Source organism: Pantoea sp. M_9, from assembly GCF_008631385.1.
In the GTDB taxonomy this organism is placed as follows: Bacteria; Pseudomonadota; Gammaproteobacteria; order Enterobacterales; family Enterobacteriaceae; genus Pantoea; species Pantoea eucrina.
The window spans coordinates 373169-390167 of sequence record NZ_VWUF01000001.1 but is presented as its reverse complement, the minus strand read 5'-3'; the positions used below and the strand labels follow the sequence as shown (position 1 = coordinate 390167).

15 protein-coding genes are annotated in these 16999 nt (G+C 58.2%); 6 read left to right on the top strand and 9 right to left on the bottom strand.

Annotated elements, in window-relative coordinates; all coding sequences use genetic code 11:
• Positions 1-4: 4 nt before the first annotated feature.
• From F3I15_RS01760 to F3I15_RS01735, 6 genes are all read right to left on the bottom strand, one after another.
• On the bottom strand, positions 5-781 hold the full coding sequence (locus F3I15_RS01760) for a PP2C family serine/threonine-protein phosphatase (protein WP_150016324.1): 777 nt from the start codon (positions 779-781) through the stop codon (positions 5-7).
• On the bottom strand, positions 778-1908 hold the full coding sequence (tagH, locus tag F3I15_RS01755; protein ID WP_150016323.1) for a type VI secretion system-associated FHA domain protein TagH: 1131 nt from the start codon (positions 1906-1908) through the stop codon (positions 778-780). Before tagH ends, F3I15_RS01760 begins: the two co-directional genes overlap by 4 nt.
• A 33-nt stretch (positions 1909-1941) precedes the next feature.
• Positions 1942-2640 carry a type VI secretion system-associated protein TagF gene (gene tagF / locus F3I15_RS01750; RefSeq protein ID WP_150016322.1) on the bottom strand — a complete coding sequence of 233 codons (699 nt, stop codon included), beginning with the start codon at positions 2638-2640 and terminating at the stop codon, positions 1942-1944.
• A gap of 20 nt (positions 2641-2660) precedes the next feature.
• On the bottom strand, positions 2661-4766 hold the full coding sequence (gene tssM, locus F3I15_RS01745; RefSeq protein WP_150016321.1) for a type VI secretion system membrane subunit TssM: 2106 nt from the start codon (positions 4764-4766) through the stop codon (positions 2661-2663).
• Entirely contained in the window at positions 4766-5980 is a 1215-nt protein-coding gene (gene icmH, locus F3I15_RS01740) for a type IVB secretion system protein IcmH/DotU (RefSeq protein ID WP_150016320.1), read from the bottom strand. The genes tssM and icmH overlap by 1 nt, the downstream gene beginning before the upstream one ends.
• Positions 5981-6065: 85 nt before the next feature.
• Positions 6066-6554, bottom strand: coding sequence for a hypothetical protein (locus F3I15_RS01735; RefSeq protein ID WP_039385979.1), 489 nt, complete (start codon positions 6552-6554; stop codon positions 6066-6068).
• A gap of 594 nt (positions 6555-7148) precedes the next feature.
• On the opposite strand from F3I15_RS01735, the gene flhB reads away from it, so the two are divergent.
• The 3 genes from flhB to F3I15_RS01720 are packed head-to-tail and all read left to right on the top strand — an operon-like array spanning position 7149 to position 10790.
• A complete protein-coding gene (gene flhB, locus F3I15_RS01730) occupies positions 7149-8303 on the top strand; it encodes a flagellar biosynthesis protein FlhB (protein WP_039384913.1) in 1155 nt (384 codons plus the stop codon).
• Positions 8296-10383: a flagellar biosynthesis protein FlhA gene (gene flhA / locus F3I15_RS01725; RefSeq protein WP_039384912.1), complete on the top strand. Its 2088-nt coding sequence runs from the start codon at positions 8296-8298 to the stop codon at positions 10381-10383. The genes flhB and flhA overlap by 8 nt, the downstream gene beginning before the upstream one ends.
• Positions 10383-10790, top strand: a complete 408-nt coding sequence (locus F3I15_RS01720; protein ID WP_150016319.1) for a flagellar protein FlhE — start codon at positions 10383-10385, stop codon at positions 10788-10790. The genes flhA and F3I15_RS01720 overlap by 1 nt, the downstream gene beginning before the upstream one ends.
• A 45-nt stretch (positions 10791-10835) precedes the next feature.
• Here F3I15_RS01720 and argS read toward each other — a convergent pair whose 3' ends face one another.
• Both argS and F3I15_RS18400 read right to left on the bottom strand, forming a co-directional pair.
• The gene (gene argS / locus F3I15_RS01715) at positions 10836-12566 is read right to left on the bottom strand and encodes an arginine--tRNA ligase (RefSeq protein WP_150016318.1); all 1731 of its coding nucleotides are present in this window, start codon (positions 12564-12566) and stop codon (positions 10836-10838) included.
• A 174-nt stretch (positions 12567-12740) separates the two neighbouring features.
• On the bottom strand, positions 12741-12863 hold the full coding sequence (locus F3I15_RS18400; protein WP_255402039.1) for a hypothetical protein: 123 nt from the start codon (positions 12861-12863) through the stop codon (positions 12741-12743).
• A 310-nt stretch (positions 12864-13173) separates the two neighbouring features.
• On the opposite strand from F3I15_RS18400, the gene F3I15_RS01710 reads away from it, so the two are divergent.
• Positions 13174-13734 (top strand): VOC family protein, encoded by a 561-nt coding sequence (locus F3I15_RS01710; protein WP_150016317.1) that lies wholly within the window; start codon positions 13174-13176, stop codon positions 13732-13734.
• Here the strand turns inward: F3I15_RS01710 and F3I15_RS01705 are convergent.
• Positions 13731-14870, bottom strand: coding sequence for a MalY/PatB family protein (locus F3I15_RS01705; protein ID WP_150016316.1), 1140 nt, complete (start codon positions 14868-14870; stop codon positions 13731-13733). The genes F3I15_RS01710 and F3I15_RS01705 overlap by 4 nt on opposite strands.
• Before the next feature lie 85 nt (positions 14871-14955).
• On the opposite strand from F3I15_RS01705, the gene cutC reads away from it, so the two are divergent.
• Together cutC and F3I15_RS01695 are read left to right on the top strand one after the other, a co-directional pair.
• Positions 14956-15708, top strand: coding sequence for a copper homeostasis protein CutC (gene cutC / locus F3I15_RS01700; RefSeq protein WP_150016315.1), 753 nt, complete (start codon positions 14956-14958; stop codon positions 15706-15708).
• A gap of 267 nt (positions 15709-15975) precedes the next feature.
• Positions 15976-16824 carry a hypothetical protein gene (locus F3I15_RS01695; RefSeq protein ID WP_150016314.1) on the top strand — a complete coding sequence of 283 codons (849 nt, stop codon included), beginning with the start codon at positions 15976-15978 and terminating at the stop codon, positions 16822-16824.
• Positions 16825-16999: the final 175 nt, after the last annotated feature.

Genomic DNA, 16999 nt, shown 5'->3' with positions numbered 1-16999 from the left:
CAAATCAATAGTGAGGCGGCACAAAGCGCGCCGCATCAGCCTGAGAGTAAAGCAGCGTGGCATCCTGCGGTTCGCCAATCCAGATCGCCAGCGCGCTCAGGTTATCCTGCTTCTCGCTGCGATTGACCGCCTGTTCCATCAGCGTCAGCCACTCTTCACAGGCGTTAACCATGCGTAACGCCTGTTCCATCTCCTGCGTGGTCAGGTTGAGCCAGAAGCCATCCGTGCAGACCAGAAACGCATCGCCGTCGTTCAGGTCAATCGCGCTGCTGAAGGTCACCGGGCGTACCGGCTCAGTGCCGAGGGCATTATAAAGTAAATTACTGTTAATGCCGGAATTTTCATAGCCTGCCTCTTGCAGATGCTGGGCCAGACTATGGTCCCGGGTTACCTCACATAGCGTGCCATGACGAAAGTGATAAACCCGGCTGTCACCAGCGTGCGCCCACCATGCACGCTGTTTTTTCCGGTCAATAAACAGCGCCGCGAGCGTGGTGCTCATGCGGGAAAATTTCGGATTCTTCCCCTGCTCTGTCGCCAGCGTTTGCTGACAAAGGGTGACAGCTGCCTGGGTGGTGGCAGGCGTAAAGCTGCGGCTGTTTTGCACCGCGCTGAGAAGCGTATCGCGCACCAGCTGCGCTGCATAGTCGCCACCGGGTAATCCGGCTACGCCATCACACACCAGAAAGCAGGCGCGCTCGTCGTCGAGTTGCGCACCGGTGCGATCCTGATTTTCGTCACGCCGGCCCTGCTGACAGCGGCTGGCAAACATCATTTTCATGTCTCATCCGTCCGCGTCTGTGAATCTTTGTACTGATTAACTTCCATGTCATACGCGTTGAGAAACGCTTCGCCAAACAGCGTATGGAAGTCATCCTCGATTTCGCCGGCGGTGCGCTGATAGTGTCGCGTAAAGGCGTCCCACAGGGCAGCCTTGCGCCCGCTGCTGAAGGCGATTTTAGGCAGAGCGCCATCCTCACGCGCGCGATCTTCCAGCCGCTGCGGATTAAACGATTGCAGCATGGCAGCAATGATCGCCCGGATACCGGCGATCATGCCCAGCTGATGCGCCTGCAAATCTACCAGCGCATCGCGCACTGCGGCTTCAGGCGGCATAAAACCCGGCATCTGGCTCTGATACATCTGCATCAGCACGGTTTTGCCGGACGGCAGGATCTTAAACGGATTGTTGGCTTCGTTCAGAATCATGGTCATATCCGCTTTCACGCCGCGCTTAAGAATTGAACGCGAGGAGAGCAGGGCAACGGTTCCCTGAGAAAACAGGCTGAGCATACGGCCGGTAACGCGCATCTGCTCTTCACCGAGCGATGTCTGATGACCATTATTGAGCCCCATTCCCTCCAGCAGAGCGGCGATAAGCTTCTCCTCTCCGGCTTCTGCAGGCAGACGGGTTTGCGGTGCGCTGTCGCGGGCAGGATCGATAGCCAGCCGCGGATCGGGCCGCCGCTCCGGACGTACCGGGGCAGGGGATTCGGGCATCAGCTCAGCGCTCAGGACCGCCTCCTGCTGCATGCCAAGCGGATCGCTGGCGTCCTCGCTAAAAAACGCCAGCGGATCGTCCTGTAGCGCGGGCTGATGCGCAGGATCGGTAATTTCCAGCCTGTATTGACCAATCTGCAGCCGATCGCCATGCTGCAGCAGGGCCTGGGCACCCCGCTGCACCACCTGACCATTCAGCTCAATCGCCGTCACGCTGCCCTGTGCGGTCAGACGGCATTCCCCTTCGGCAGAGAGATGAATAAGCGCCTGCAGGCGTGAGATGGCGCGCGTCTCATCAGGCAGGATCAGATCGTTATCCTGACTGCGGCCAATGGTGCCGCCAGGCGGCATAAAGGTGACGCTTCTGGCGGGCACATCCGTATCGCACTGCACAAAGGTAAATTGCATGAGTCATCCCGTTAACAAGGCAAACGCGCCGGCTTATTCAAACATGGGTGGATAGAGGCCATTACGTCCCGGCTGCGCACCCGCCGCCGGGTTAAATAACAGTGAAAAAAGCTCTGCGGTCAGCGGGCCGCTGTGTTTATGGGTGGCGTGGGCAAAGCCGTCACTGCGGTTGCTCCACCAGTAGCTGATATGCTGCTGCGGTTCAAACCGCTCTGCCACTTCCTGCCAGCTCAAAGTGCAGGGAAGATCCGCAAACCCGATGACATCCATAATATCGCTGCGCTGATTGCCGGGCACCAGCAGGGGTGAGAGCTGCTGCATCTCTGCTTCCAGGCTCTCCGGCAGAGTGCAATCGCGTACCGCTGACCAGAGCAGCCCGCCCAGTTCGCGAAACCAGTCGCCGGAGATAGTCAGCTGCGCCGGATGCCACTCGTTCAGCGTAAACGTGCGCAGAGCCAGCAGCGGCCAGGCGCGTCCCACGCGATCGCACGAGGGCAGCAGGCAGCCCATCTGCACCTGCTGACGCAGCGGCGACAGCGGCAGAACAAAGTTCCACACCGGCGCGCGCAAAAAGAGCTGCGTGCTGGCGTGCTGCTGCTGATGCCAGTGGGTGAGCCCCTGCTGAAACCAGTGACTCCAGGGGGAGACCGTGGCCTCGCTCAGGCGCTGCCGCAAAAAATCACCGGTAGCAGGAAGTTTGCCATACCAGCCCGGCACGCTGTGGTTCGCCATGATTACCTCACCGTCATTCACTATAGCGGGTGCTGTCCGGCAGAGGCCTCTGGCGCGGTCGCCAGCACGCTGCTCTCCTGACCCGCCCGTTTCAGGTTTTCTGCAAGCTTGCGCATCATCAGCGCGTTATCACGTGCATAGGGTGAAGATTGTATCTGCTGATCGAGCAGCTGACTGAGATGCCAGTCGAGCTGCTGCAGATCGCGCACGCTGACATCGGCCGGCAGCGTCCGCTGCAGATTTTCGATTAGCCAGCTGCGCAGAAACGTGCCGTCGTAATTACGTGGCTGATAAAGCATCTGATAGGCGCGCAGCGCGTTGCGGCTGTAAGCGTTATCGGTGCCGGGATCGTCGCGCAGCAAATGCGTGATCTGCTGCGCTACCCGCGGCAGCAGCAGAGACTTAAGCGCATTTTGATAAAGCACCCAGGCCGCGTCGCTGACCTGCGTGCCGCGATAGAGTCCGGCGCGCATAGTAAGCGGCGGATTGTCCAGCGAAAAGCGTTCGGACAGCGGCAGCTTTACCAGGTTATTTAAGAAGGGTAGCAGATCAAAAATATTATCAACGGGCTGATGTGTAACCTGCTGACTCTGCTGCGTCAGGGGCGCAATACGGCTTGCCACCTGATCAAGATAGCGCTGATTTTGCACATAGCTGGTAAGCCACAAGCCGCACAGCAGGATCAGCGCACCCGCCAGCGCGCCATAGCCGATCCAGTGCAGCAGACGATTGCGGTATTCCCAGTGGCGGTTGCTGCCGGCAAGGCCGCTTTCGCGAAAAACCAGTTCGCTGAGCAGATCGCGGATAAAGTAGCTCTGGCCTTTATTGCCCGGAATAGGATTACTGCGGTTAACGCTGTCCCAGGCTGCCAGGGTGTGGTCACCGCTCTGCGGCAGCTGAAGCTTGCGATTGAGGGCGCCCATAATGCGGTCAAACGGCAGGCCTTCCTGAGTCCCGCTGGTAAAAAACAGCCCGCGGGCGGACCAGGCAATATCCTCTTCATGACGGGAAAAGATCACGTCCAGATACTCATTAAGCAGCGGGCGCAGGGAACCAAACTCCTGCGGAAAGAGAAAGCTGTCAGCGCGCTGCGTCAGATCGCGGTCGGCCGCCATGCGCTCCGCCAGCTGCTGCCTGAGCTGCTGCTCAAGCCGCTGAAAACGTGCCGTAAAACTGCTCTGCCACTCATCTTTGTGAGGTTTGCCCGGCTCCCAGGGAAAAGTAAATCCCCAGATGGCATCCCGCTGCGGCTTACTGAGGCCCGCATGAAAGCTCAGAAATCCCTTCAGCAGATCCGTTTTGGTGACCATGATATAGACCGGAAAATGGATACCGGTTTGCTGATGCAGCTCAGCCATGCGGCAGCGCAGCGCCGTGGCCTGCGCATGACGCGCCTCTGCGGTGTCGGTCAGCAGGTCAGCCACGCTGATGGTCAGGATCACACCATTAATTGGCTGACGCGTGCGGTAGCGCTTCAGCAGGTTAATAAAGCTCTGCCACTCGGCGCTGTCGCGCGCGCGCTGGCTCTCCTGCAGCGCATAGCGCCCGGCGGTGTCGATTAGTACAGCACTGTCGGTAAACCACCAGTCGCAGTGACGGGTGCCGCCTACGCCACGCACCGCGCTATTGCCGTGCGTATCCGTAAGGGGAAAAGCGAGGCCGGCGTTCAGCAGCGCGGTGGTTTTGCCTGCGCCCGGCGCGCCGACAATCAGATACCACGGAAGCTCATAAAGGTAGTGACTCTGAAAACGCGCCAGCCAGCTTTTCTGATGATGGCGACCAAACTGCGTGCGTTTCAGACGCAGCGCGGCTTCGCTGAAGCGCTGTGCCAGCACCTGTTCGGTGGAGTGACGATCGGAGAGCTCTTCCTGACTCATGCTCTGCAGGCGATTCAGCAGCTTGCTATTGAACCAGCCGCGCCATATTGCCGGAATAAGCTGAAACAGCGTCCAGCAAAAAAAGAGCAGGGCCACGGCCAGCTGCCGGGAGAAGATCGGCTCCAGCGGGCGGGCCTCACCCCAGACCCAGAGCGGGCCAAGCATCCACACCAGGCAGCTGAGGGCGGTAACACCAATCAGACTCCAGAGCAGGCGATGAGTCAGCAGGTGACGAACAGATGTGCGCATCAGCGTTTGCCCTCCGGGGTAGCCGCAGCTTCCGGCGCGGCAAAGAGTGTGATCTCAACCCGGCGGTTGCGGGCGCGGTTTTCACTGCTGTCGTTAGGCAGCAGCGGATTGCTGTCACCGCGCCCCTCAGCTTTAACGCTCTGCCCCGACGCCAGCTGCGTTGTCAGCAGCTGCGTAATGGCGCGCGCGCGGGTCAGTGAAAATTCATAGCTGGAGGCGAAACGGCCATCGACGGCACGGTTATCGGTATAGACCGAAACCAGAACGGTTCCCTTGACGCTTTTCATGGCGCTGGCGACGTGTGCCAGCAGCGCGCGGCCGACCGGGTTTACAACGGTGCCGTCCGGAACAAAAAGTTTGTCGGCGGGGATAATGACTTTGCTGCCAAAAGCGCCATCGCTGACTTCCAGCTGGCCGGCGGCAATCACATCATTCAGGCGCTGGCGCAGATCGAGCAGCGCCTGCGGTGAAGCGGGGCGTCGTCCGGGCATGATCTGCGGCAGGGGAGTCTGATAGATATCGCGCAGCAGCGGTTCAGCCGCATTGCCGAGCCGCCAGTTGAGCATGCTGTAAACCATGCAGGCGATAAGCGCCGCCACGGTGGCGCAGGCCCAGAGCGGAACCATCGGGCGCGTCAGGCTGTTCACTAACGGATGCACTTCGACCAGCGGCGTTGCGGAGCTACTCTCTGCAGCGCGCGCGTCGTGGATCAGCTGCGCCAGACGTTTGCGGATCCCTTCACACTGCGTACGGCCGCTTTCGCTGCCGCGGTAGCGACCCTCATATCCCAGCAGCAGACAGTAGTGAATAACTTCCAGCAGCCAGAGATGCTGCTGCGGGCTTTGTGAAACGCGGGAAAGAAGCTGAAAGAATTTTTCACCCCCCCAGCTCTCATTGTGAAAGCTCACCAGCATGCCGTTGCCTGACCAGACGCCGCGCGTCCCCCATGGCGTCTGTGCCGCCGCTTCATCCAGCACGCTGCAAAGACAGTAGCGCGCGCCGATGATCATCTCAAACGGCAGGCCAGCCTGCTTGCAGCGCTGTTCAAACAGCCGGATCTCATCAATCAGCAGCTGGCGCAACCCGGCCGGATCGTCATGCGTGGCAGCCTGCCGGATGCGGACAACAGCATTCAGCACCGGGGCGGCGGCGTTCAGCAAAAGGTTATCGTTGCCCGCGCTGATATCCTCGCGGGCAATGGGATCCTGCATCATTAACTCTCGTTTTTCCTGGCGATGACGGCGCTATTTTGCCATAAACTGCGGTATGACTGTCGCCAATATGCGCCAGATTGTTGACTCAATCCAGGATCCAGGTCGCGGTATCAGTGGTGCGGCACGCCTTACTGGCACCGCCTACTGCCACGCACACCTGTTTAGCACGACGCGGTTTCGGGCGATCGCTGCGCAGCGTGGCGTCATAGCGGCTGGTCTCAACGGCCGCTTTGGGGGGGATATAGCCTATCAGCTGGCCTTCAGGCTCTTCAGCAATCGCCAGCCAGTTATGCTCAACCCGGCCAAGCACTTCAAAGCGCTGGGCGTTATCAAGGTAGCGCACAACTTTACCGCCGTAGTCAGGGGTGGTCATAACGGAAGCGGCGTAGAGTGCGCGCCAGGATGCGTTGACGGGGGTGAACTCTGCCGGCGCGGCAACCGCATAACGATGCGTCAGGGTAACGCCGTTAACCGTACTGGTTACCAGCGTATCCTCTGTCACTGCCGGCGGCGGGGTTTTGCACCCGGCCAGCGTCAGGGTCGCCAGCAGCGTAAGCATAAGCGTTTTTTTCACCATCATCCTTATCATTCCATCAGATTAATTGCAGAGTAACAGTGGGCGTACCCGGCGAATATGAACACAGTGTGTTGCGAAAAAACCACGAAAAACAGCCAGATCTCTTCAGGACAACGTGCGTCTCAGTCTACCTAAGACTTTTGAGAATTCAAACTATTGCATCGTGGTAAATTGCGTGTTAGCGCGATGACATCGCGCCTGAAGCCGCAAAGGTGGTCTGCAAAGGGCTGTAACAGTTAAGCGACCTTTACGCTTCATCCGGTATCGTGCAGGACGGGTGGCGAAGAATCTTTTGGGATAAAAGCGTGTCCGGGATAAATAATTAGGAAAATTTATGTTTTGCGGTGAGATTAATAATGTGAAGCCTTTGCAGAAAATTCTCATTTTAAGATTTTCCGCGCCTGTTCAGATCCCTAAAACGCCGATCGCGTCACGTCTTTTATACGCCGTTTCTGCAGATAAAACAGACAGGACACAACAACGATTTTACTTATGACGCAATAAGCAGGTTATTTCGTCGTTTAATCCGCGCTTCACTCCCGGGTAAGTTTGTCATCCTGTACTCAGAATTTATGCCGGCTGAGGTGTGCTGTGTCTGAAGAGAGTAGCAGCGAGGACAAAACAGAATCGCCCACCCCCCACCGACTTGAGAAAGCGCGGGAAGAGGGGCAGATCCCGCGATCGCGCGAGCTGACATCGGTGCTGATGCTGCTGACCGGGCTGATGATCCTCTGGCTTGGCGGTTCCCACATGGCCACGCAGCTTGCCCGTATGGTGGCAACCGGCTTTCGCTTCGATCACGGTATGGTGAACGATGACAAAATTATCGTGGCGCATATCGGCAATCTGGTCATGCAGGCGGTGGTTGCGCTGCTGCCGCTGATGGGCGGGCTGGTGATTGTTGCCATGGCGGCTCCAATGGCGCTGGGCGGCATTCATATCAGCGGTAAGTCGATCAAACTCGATTTTAAGAAGCTCAACCCGCTGCCAGGCATAAAACGCCTCTTTTCCGGCCAGAGCGCGGCTGAACTGGTTAAGGCGATCCTCAAGGCGGTGCTGGTAGGGGTGGTAGCGGGCTGGTATCTCTGGAGCCACTGGCAGGAGATGCTGCGGCTGATCGCGGAATCGCCCGTTAACGCGCTGCATCACGGCCTGAGCATGGTCGCCACCAGCTGCGGGCTGGTGATGCTGGGTCTGTTTCCGATGGTCGGTTTTGATGTGTTCTGGCAGCTCTACAGCTATTTCAAAAAGCTGCGCATGACGCGTCAGGAGATCCGCGACGAACATAAACAGAATGAGGGCGACCCGCACGTGAAGGGGCGGATCCGCCAGGCGATGCGCGCGGCGGCCCGTCGCCGCATGATGGCTGATGTACCGAAAGCTGACGTGATTGTGACGAACCCGACGCACTACTCGGTGGCGCTGCAGTATCAGGAAGGCAAGATGAATGCGCCAAAAGTGGTGGCGAAAGGCGCAGGTGACATTGCGCTGCGCATCCGTGAAGTCGCAAAAGAGCACCGTGTGCCGATCCTTGAAGCGCCGCCGCTGGCACGAGCGCTCTATCGGCATACTGAAATTGGTCAGTTTATCCCCGGTGCGCTTTACGCTGCCGTAGCGGAAGTGCTGGCCTGGGTCTGGCAGCTGCGGCGCTGGAAGCGCGAAGGCGGCCTGATCCCGACCAAACCTAAGCATCTGCCGGTCCCGGCAGAGATGGACTTTGCAGGAGAGAACAGAGACGATGGCTAATCTGGCCGAAAAGCTGCGTTTACCGGGCAGTTTTAAAGAGACGCAATGGCAGGTGCTGGCAGGACCGGTGCTGATAATGTTGATCCTGTCGATGATGGTGCTGCCGCTGCCCGCTTTCATCCTCGATCTGCTGTTTACCTTTAATATCGCGCTATCGATCATGGTGCTGCTGGTGGCGATGTTCACCCAGCGCACCCTGGAGTTTGCGGCGTTCCCCACCATACTGCTGTTCTCAACGCTATTACGCCTGGCGCTGAACGTCGCCTCCACCCGTATCATTCTGCTGGAAGGGCATACCGGGGCCGACGCAGCGGGGCGCGTCGTGGAAGCGTTTGGCCACTTTCTGGTCGGTGGTAACTTTGCCATCGGTATCGTGGTCTTTATCATTCTGGTGATCATCAACTTCATGGTCATCACCAAAGGCGCCGGACGTATTGCGGAAGTTGGCGCCCGCTTTGTACTGGACGGAATGCCCGGCAAGCAGATGGCGATTGATGCCGATCTTAACGCCGGTCTGATTGGCGAAGATGAGGCCAAGCGTCGCCGTTCAGAGGTGACGCAGGAGGCCGATTTCTACGGTTCAATGGATGGTGCCAGCAAGTTTGTGCGCGGGGATGCCGTCGCCGGTATTCTCATCATGGTGATCAACGTCATCGGCGGCCTGCTGGTGGGCGTTGTGCAGCATGGAATGGATGTTGGCCACGCCGGTGAGACCTATACGCTGCTGACCATCGGTGATGGCCTGGTGGCGCAGATCCCGGCGCTGGTGATCTCGACGGCGGCAGGTGTCATCGTCACCCGCGTCGCCACTGACCAGGATGTTGGCGAGCAGATGGTCGGGCAGCTGTTTAATAATCCGCGCGTGCTGATGCTCAGCGCCGGAGTAATCGGCCTGCTTGGTCTGGTGCCCGGTATGCCTAACTTTGTCTTTCTGCTGTTTACCGGCGCGCTGCTCGGGCTTGCCTGGTGGCTGCGCGGCCGCGAGATGCAGCCGAAGAAGCAGCCTGAATCAGCCAGCCTGATGAAAACCCAGGAGACGCCCGCCACGGTTGAGGCCTCCTGGACCGACGTTCAGCTGGAGGATTCGCTGGGAATGGAAGTGGGCTATCGCCTCATTCCGATGGTTGACCATACCCAGAATGGCGAGCTGTTGGGCCGTATCCGCAGCATCCGTAAAAAAGTGGCGCAGGAGGTTGGCTTTCTGCCGCCGGTGGTACATATCCGCGACAATATGGAGCTGCCGCCTGCACGCTATCGCATTCTGATGAAAGGCGTGGAGATTGGCAGCGGTGACGCCTACCCTGGCCGCTGGATGGCCATCAACCCCGGCACCGCGGCCGGCAGCCTGCCGGGCGAGCCTACCGTTGACCCGGCATTTGGCCTGGCGGCGATCTGGATCGACAGCGCCCTGAAAGAGCAGGCGCAGATTCAGGGTTATACCGTGGTCGAGGCAAGCACCGTGGTGGCAACGCACCTCAACCATCTGATTGGGCAGTACGCCAGCGAGCTGTTTGGCCGGCAGGAAGCGCAGCAGCTGCTGGATCGCGTTACCCAGGAGATGCCGAAGCTGACGGAAGATCTGGTGCCGGGGGTAATCAGCCTGACCACGCTGCATAAAGTGCTGCAGAACCTGCTGACCGAGCGGGTATCAATCAGGGATATGCGCACCATCATCGAAACGCTGGCGGAGCATGCGCCGGTGCAGAGCGACCCACAGGAGCTGACCAGCGTAGTGCGCGTGGCGCTGGGGCGAGCGATCACCCAGCAGTGGTTCCCGGGCAGCGGAGAGGTGCAGGTTATCGGCCTGGATGCCATGCTGGAGCGTCTGCTGCTGCAGGCGCTGCAGGGCGGCGGTGGCCTGGAGCCAGGGCTGGCCGATCGTCTGCTGATGCAGGCACAGGCGGCGCTGCAGCAGCAGGAGATGAGCGGTGCGCCGCCGGTCCTGCTGGTGAACCATCCGCTGCGTGCGCTGCTGGCGCGCTTCCTGCGGCGTAACCTGCCGCAGCTGGTGGTGCTCTCCAATCTGGAGCTGAGTGACAATCGCCAGATCCGTATGACCGCCACGATTGGAGGCAAATAATGCGGCGCTGCTATCCGTTAATGCTGCTGCTGCTGCTGCTGCTCACACCGCTGGCGGGCATAGCCGCTACCGGTGCGTGGAGCGCCAGCGTCAGCGGTCCCGGACTCGGGGCACGCGGCAGCTGGCTGTTATCGCCAGCGCTCAGGGCGCCTTCTGCGGCACCCGGCAACATCGCCGTGGTGAACTGGCGCTATCAGCTCAGTCGTCCGGCACCGTCCGGGCTGGTGGTGCGCCTCTGCGCCAGCCAGCGCTGCGTGGAGCTGGATGGCGCCAGCGGATCCACGCGCGGTCTGGCGCTGATCCCGGCCGAAGAGCCGCTCTATCTGGCGTTTGGCTTTCAGGGGCAGGGAGCGCTGCCGCCGGGTCTGCGGGTGCTCAGCAGTGAAGTGACCGTAAACTATCGGTAATAACAAAAAACCCGCACAAGGCGGGTTTTTTATCAGCTGCCGTCATTACATCCGTTCGACGGTTTTGATCCCCAGCGTATCCAGCCCCTGTTTCAGGGTCTTCGCAGTGAGAGCCGCCAGCTGCAGGCGGCTATTGCGTACGGACGCCTCTTCAGCCGCCAGAATCTGGCAGTGCTCATAGAAGCCGGAGAAGAGTCCGGCCAGGTCATACAGATAAGCACACATAACATGCGGCGTACCATCACGCGCAACCTGCGTGATCACCTCTTCAAACTGCAGCAGGCGCGTGGCCAGCAGCGCTTCGCGCTCATCCGTCAGCGTAATCTCACCGCTCAGAGTCTCTGCATCCAGACCCGCTTTACGGAACACCGACAGGACGCGGGTATAGGCATACTGCATATAAGGCGCGGTATTGCCCTCAAATGCTAGCATGTTGTCCCAGTCGAAAATGTAATCTGTGGTACGGCTCTTGGAGAGATCGGCATATTTAACCGCGCCGATGCCAACAATTTCCGCCAGATCGGCCAGTTCCTGCGGCGACATCTCCGGATTTTTAGCGCTGACCAGCGTGTGGGCGCGTTCAACGGCTTCATCCAGCAGATCCGCCAGCTTGATGGTGCCACCGCTGCGGGTTTTGAACGGACGGCCATCTTTGCCCAGCATCATGCCGAAGGCGTGGTGCTCAAGCGGCACCGAAGCTGGCACATAGCCCGCTTTACGCACGATGGTCCATGCCTGCTGCAGGTGCTGATGCTGGCGCGAGTCGATATAGTAGAGCACGCGATCGGCGTGCAGCGTTTCATAGCGATATTTCGCGCAGGCGATATCGGTAGTGGTATAGAGATAGCCGCCATCCTTTTTCTGGATGATAACGCCCATCGGTTCGCCTTCCTTGTTTTTATACTCATCAAGGAAAACCACCGTCGCGCCTTCGCTGGTGACTGCCAGACCCTTTTCACGCAGGTCAGCGACAATGCCTGGCAGCATATCGTTGTAGAGGCTCTCTCCCATGACATCATTACGCGTCAGGGTGACATTCAGACGGTCATAAACCAGCTGATTCTGACTCATGGTGATATCAACCAGCTTTTTCCACATGGCGCGACAATACTCATCGCCGCCCTGCAGCTTGACGACATAGCTGCGCGCGCGCGCGGCGAACGCTTCATCCTCATCGTAAGTACGCTTTGCTTCGCGATAAAATGCTTCCAGATCGGCGAGAGCAATATCAGCATGATCTTCATTCTGCTGCTTTTCCAGATAGGCGATAAGCATGCCAAATTGCGTACCCCAGTCGCCGACGTGGTTAGCCCGGATCACATTGTGACCCAGAAACTCCAGCGTCCGCACCGCCGCATCGCCGATGATGGTGGAGCGCACGTGGCCCACGTGCATCTCTTTCGCCACGTTGGGTGCCGAATAGTCAATAACAATGGTTTGCGGTTCAGGTTTGCTGACGCCGAGATCGGGCTGCTGCAGCGCCTGCGCGGCCTGCTGTGCCAGCCACTGGCGATCAAGGAAAATATTGATAAAGCCAGGCCCTGCAATCTCGGTATGGCTGGCAATGCCGGTCAGATCCAGATGCTTCACCACCTGTTCAGCCAGCTGACGCGGTGCCTGGCCCAGCCGTTTTGCCGCGCCCATGATGCCGTTCGCCTGATAATCACCAAACTGGACTTTAGCTGACTGACGAACCAGCGGTTCGCAATCGTCGGGCGCACCCGCTGCACGCATCGCCTGACTGACTTTATCGGAAAGAAGAGCCTGAATATTCACCGCGTTACCTTCATATGCTGAAAAGGCCCGTCAGCAGAGGACGAGCCGATACCATCATCCCGCGCTTGTGTCGGGACGGAAAAAAAGAGAGGGGAAGTATACGTGAAATGTTAGGATGCGTCAGCAACAGCAGTCGGCCCGGACCGGTCGGCTGACGGCAAAACCGCGCGCCGATTAACGGCGGCGCGGGTGACGACGAGGGTTTTTGACGCTTTTGTCTTCACGCACCTTCCAGTGGCGGGAAATAGCGAATCCCGTTAAGGCGATGAGAACCGCGACAACAATGAGCATAGACATAGAGCCGTTCCTTGTGAGGTAGAAACTCAAATTTATAAGAAAGGGGGGTTATCTGCAATTCATTGGCGGCCAAATAAGAGTTATCTCATTGTGTAAAGATTCGTCAATTTAATCATAAGCTTAGCTTGTTTTTATAAAGTTAAGCCTGGCCCTGATTGAGCGAATAATCTGAATGTAAGCCTGTTTTTATCCGGTTTTGACGGTTTTTATTGGCTAAATCGGATGAATCCGAAGGTTTTGCCTGGCTGAAAAAGCTGGCATATTGATTTTAATGATTAATTTCACTGAACAGACATAGAGGTTTCAGGTAATGAAGCTGGACTTTCCCCCGGAGCTGGACGACTTAACAGAAGATTTTTGCCGTTTTGAGCAGGCGCTGCAGGCTTTTTCTGCGCGACTCGGACTTTCACTGCAGGCAAAGGAGATTGATCATCTGGCCGTGCGCTGTCATCAGTTCGCTACCGCCGAACGCTGGAAGCGCGGTTTTTTGCAGATTGGTGAACTCTTTTCAGAAGCGATGATTAACGGTCGCCCGATCTGTCTGTTTAAACTGCGGCAGCCGGTTACGCTGGCAGGGCAGCAGATTGATGTGATTGAGTTGCCCTGGCCGGGCGCGAAGCTTTACCGGCACGAGGGCTGGGAACATATCGAAATCGTGCTGCGCGGTGAGCCGGAAACGCTGGGCATGCGCGCGATGGCACTGCTTTCTGATGCGGCATTGACGCAGCCCGATATCTCTTTTAAAACCAGCGCGCCGCAGGGCGAGAATGAACGCCTGCCTAATCCTGTGCTGGCCGTCACCGATGGTGAAACCACGATTAAATTTCACCCCTGGCGACTTGAAGAGATTGTCGCCAGCGAGCGCGATTAACGCCGGGCTTCCACCGCCTGTTTCAGACGCGCTGCCGCTTCCTGCAGGGTGGCGCGCGTACAGCCAAAATTGAAGCGGACAAAGCGGTCATCGCCAAAATCGCCTCCGGGCGAGAAGCCGAGCCCGTACTGCTCAAAATAGCGCGCCGGGTTTTCACTCTGCAGGCCGCTGGCGTCAATCCAGCCGAGATAGGTCGCGTCCGGCACAACCATATCGAGGCCGGGCAGAGCATCAATGCGGCTCGCCAGCCAGTCGCGGTTTGCGCGCAGATAGGCAATTTGCGCCTGCAGCCACGCATCACCCTCGCGCCACGCCGCTTCGGCGGCAACCAGTGCCAGAATATCCACGCCCGGCACGATCCCCTCACGCACCTGCTTAAAACGCCGGCGTAACGTATCATCGGGAATAATGGCCATAGAGGCTCCCAGACCGGCGATGTTGAAACTTTTAGAGGGGGAGATAAGCGTTATGCTGCGCTGTGCGGCATCCTCACTCAGCGCGGCAAACGGCGTATGCTGCACGCCCGGCGTAAGCACCAGATCGGCGTGGATCTCATCTGAACAGACGATAAGATCGTGGCGCTGTGCAAACGCGAGCTGGCGGGAGAGTTCATCGCGCCGGTACACCGTGCCGCCGGGATTTTGTGGGTTGCACAGCATCAGCAGTCGCTCGTTGCCCGTCATCTCCGCCCGATCGATGTCCATGACCCAGCGATCTTCTGTCCGCTGCAGCGGCAGACTGAGCTGCGCACGATCGGCCAGTCGGGAAGCGCCGCGAAACGGCGGATAAATAGGCGCAGGCGCCACGGTACGTTCTCCGGCAGCGGTAAAAGCACGCACGGCAATGTTAAGCCCGCTTACGACACCCGGCAATATCACTATCCATTCCGGCCTGATACTCCAGTTATAGCGCTCTGCCATACGCTGCACGATAATCTCTGTCAGTCCGGCAGGCGTGACACCGTAACCGAATACGCCGTGTGCTACTCGCTTTTGAATGGCCTCAATAATACAGGGTGGCGAGCGAAAATCGGTATCTGCAATCCAGAGTGGCAGCACATCACGGTCACGATATTTGTGCCATTTAAGACTATCACTGTGACCGCGGTCTATCCGTTGATCAAAATCGAATACCATAGTGCGCTTTCCACGTAAAATGAGTGAGTAACAGGTTAACCTAAGCTACCCCCTCTGAGCCAGCAGTCGTGATAAGGAGAGACCGATGACGAAATTGGAAATTTGTTGCTACGGCATTGATTGCGCAGTGACCGCCCAGCGCGCCGGTGCCGATCGCGTAGAGCTTTGCAGCGCCCCGCGCGAGGGCGGGTTGACGCCGTCAGCGGGCATGCTGCAGGCCGCGCTGCGCGAGCTGACTATTCCGGTACATCCCATCATCCGGCCACGCGGCGGCGATTTCTGCTACTCCCGTCTGGAGTTTGACATTATGAAATCGGATATCGCGCAGATACGCGAATGGGGCTTTCCCGGCGTCGTTGTGGGCATTCTGGATGAAGATGCGCATATCGATGTGCCGCGTATGCAGCAGATTATGCAACTGTGCGATGGCCTGGCCGTGACGTTTCACCGGGCGTTTGATCTGTGCCACAGCCCCAGGCGGGCGCTGGAGGTGCTGACCGATCTGGGTGTCGCGCGCATCCTTACGTCAGGCCAGCAGCAGAGTGCAGAAACAGGAATTGCACTACTCAGGGAACTTAATCAATTAAGCACGGGTCCAATCATTATGGCCGGTGCTGGTGTACGCCTGAGCAATCTGCAGAAGTTTCTGGATTGCGGCTTGCAGGAGGTGCACAGCTCAGCCAGTCGCGCTGTCGCTTCGCCTATGCGCTACCGCAAAGCAGGCGTTTCAATGTGCGCCGAAGCAGAAACCGATGAATTCAGCCGTTCCTGCGTTGATGGTGATGTAATAGAAGCCATGAAAAGCATGATGCAGATGAACGTCAACCGGGTCGCCTGATCCGCTATCGATTTTGCCGCACAGCACGCCACCAACCCTGACGTGATGTTTGCAAGTACCACGCCCCAGTCATTTGCTGGGGTTTTTTTTATGCCGTTAAGAACGCGCAGGTGAGCCGGCTGCCGGCAAACCTGGCCTGTTCTGCGGTTGATTCACTCCCTTTATATTTGCTACACCCGGCATAATTTTCTCCTCCGCCCGCCATCACCATAGCGATCTGGCGGAAAAGGTGCTTTGCTTAACAGATGGCTCCATGCGGATAACCCTATGAAATGCCACCTTTGTGCCACGCTGTTGCTGACATATTTAGCTGCCTGCCCGACGCAGGCGGCCACCGCTCCCTGTCCGCCGCTCAGCCACAACATCAGCAGCAGCAACCTCTGGATCCTGCTTGGCGGCGCGGCAAAAGGGGCGGTGCGGCAGGTTATTGCCGGGGAATTTGGTAAAGACGTTGACTCCCAGAAACGCGTGCTGGGCCAGTTTGACCGCTGCGGCGACCTGATGGTGGCTGATATCAGCTACGATAAGCGCGAGGGGAATATTGTGCTGAGCATGGAGCAGCATATTGCCCGCGTGCAGCGCGGCTGGGTAGCGGATTACGCCTGGCGGGTTACTGCGATTAAGGCGGGGCGTGAAGAAGTGGTGGATCAGCGACAGGGTACGCTAAGCTGGCGTAAAGGGCCGCAGGGAAACATCATCAGCGCCACCGACAAATTTGTGAATATGGGCAGTAAGGGTTCCGCAGCGATCGCCTATCATTACGACCCGCGACTGCGGGTGCAGAAGAGCGTCACGCGCGGCAGCGATAAACAGAATAACGGTGAAAACCGCTGGCGCTGGAATGCGCAGGATCGGGTGGTTGAGACGCAAAGCGCGCGCAGTCGGGAGATCTGGCGTTACGATAAGCAGTGGCGCGAGCTGGGATTAAGCGGGCTGGCGACCACATCGGTCAGTACGCTTCACTCCACTGACACCTGTCAGCTCTGGGATGAAGCCGGCAACTGTACGCTGAGTTTTTTGCACGAAAAAGAGGTGTTTGCTAAAGGCACTATCGAGCGTCATCTTACCTCCGCCTATAAATATCAGTACTGGGATCGGTCAGCGAACGAGCAGTAGCAGGATAATGTCTGACGCGCCGCTTTGTAGGGGCGGCATTTATGCCGCCCTGGTTTCAGGCGCATCGAAACGTATAACCGCGATATATGATTCGGTCAGGGGCGCATGAATACGTATAGCCGCGGTATAAGGTTCGGCCAGGGGCGCATGAATGCGCCCCCTACGTCATGTNTTT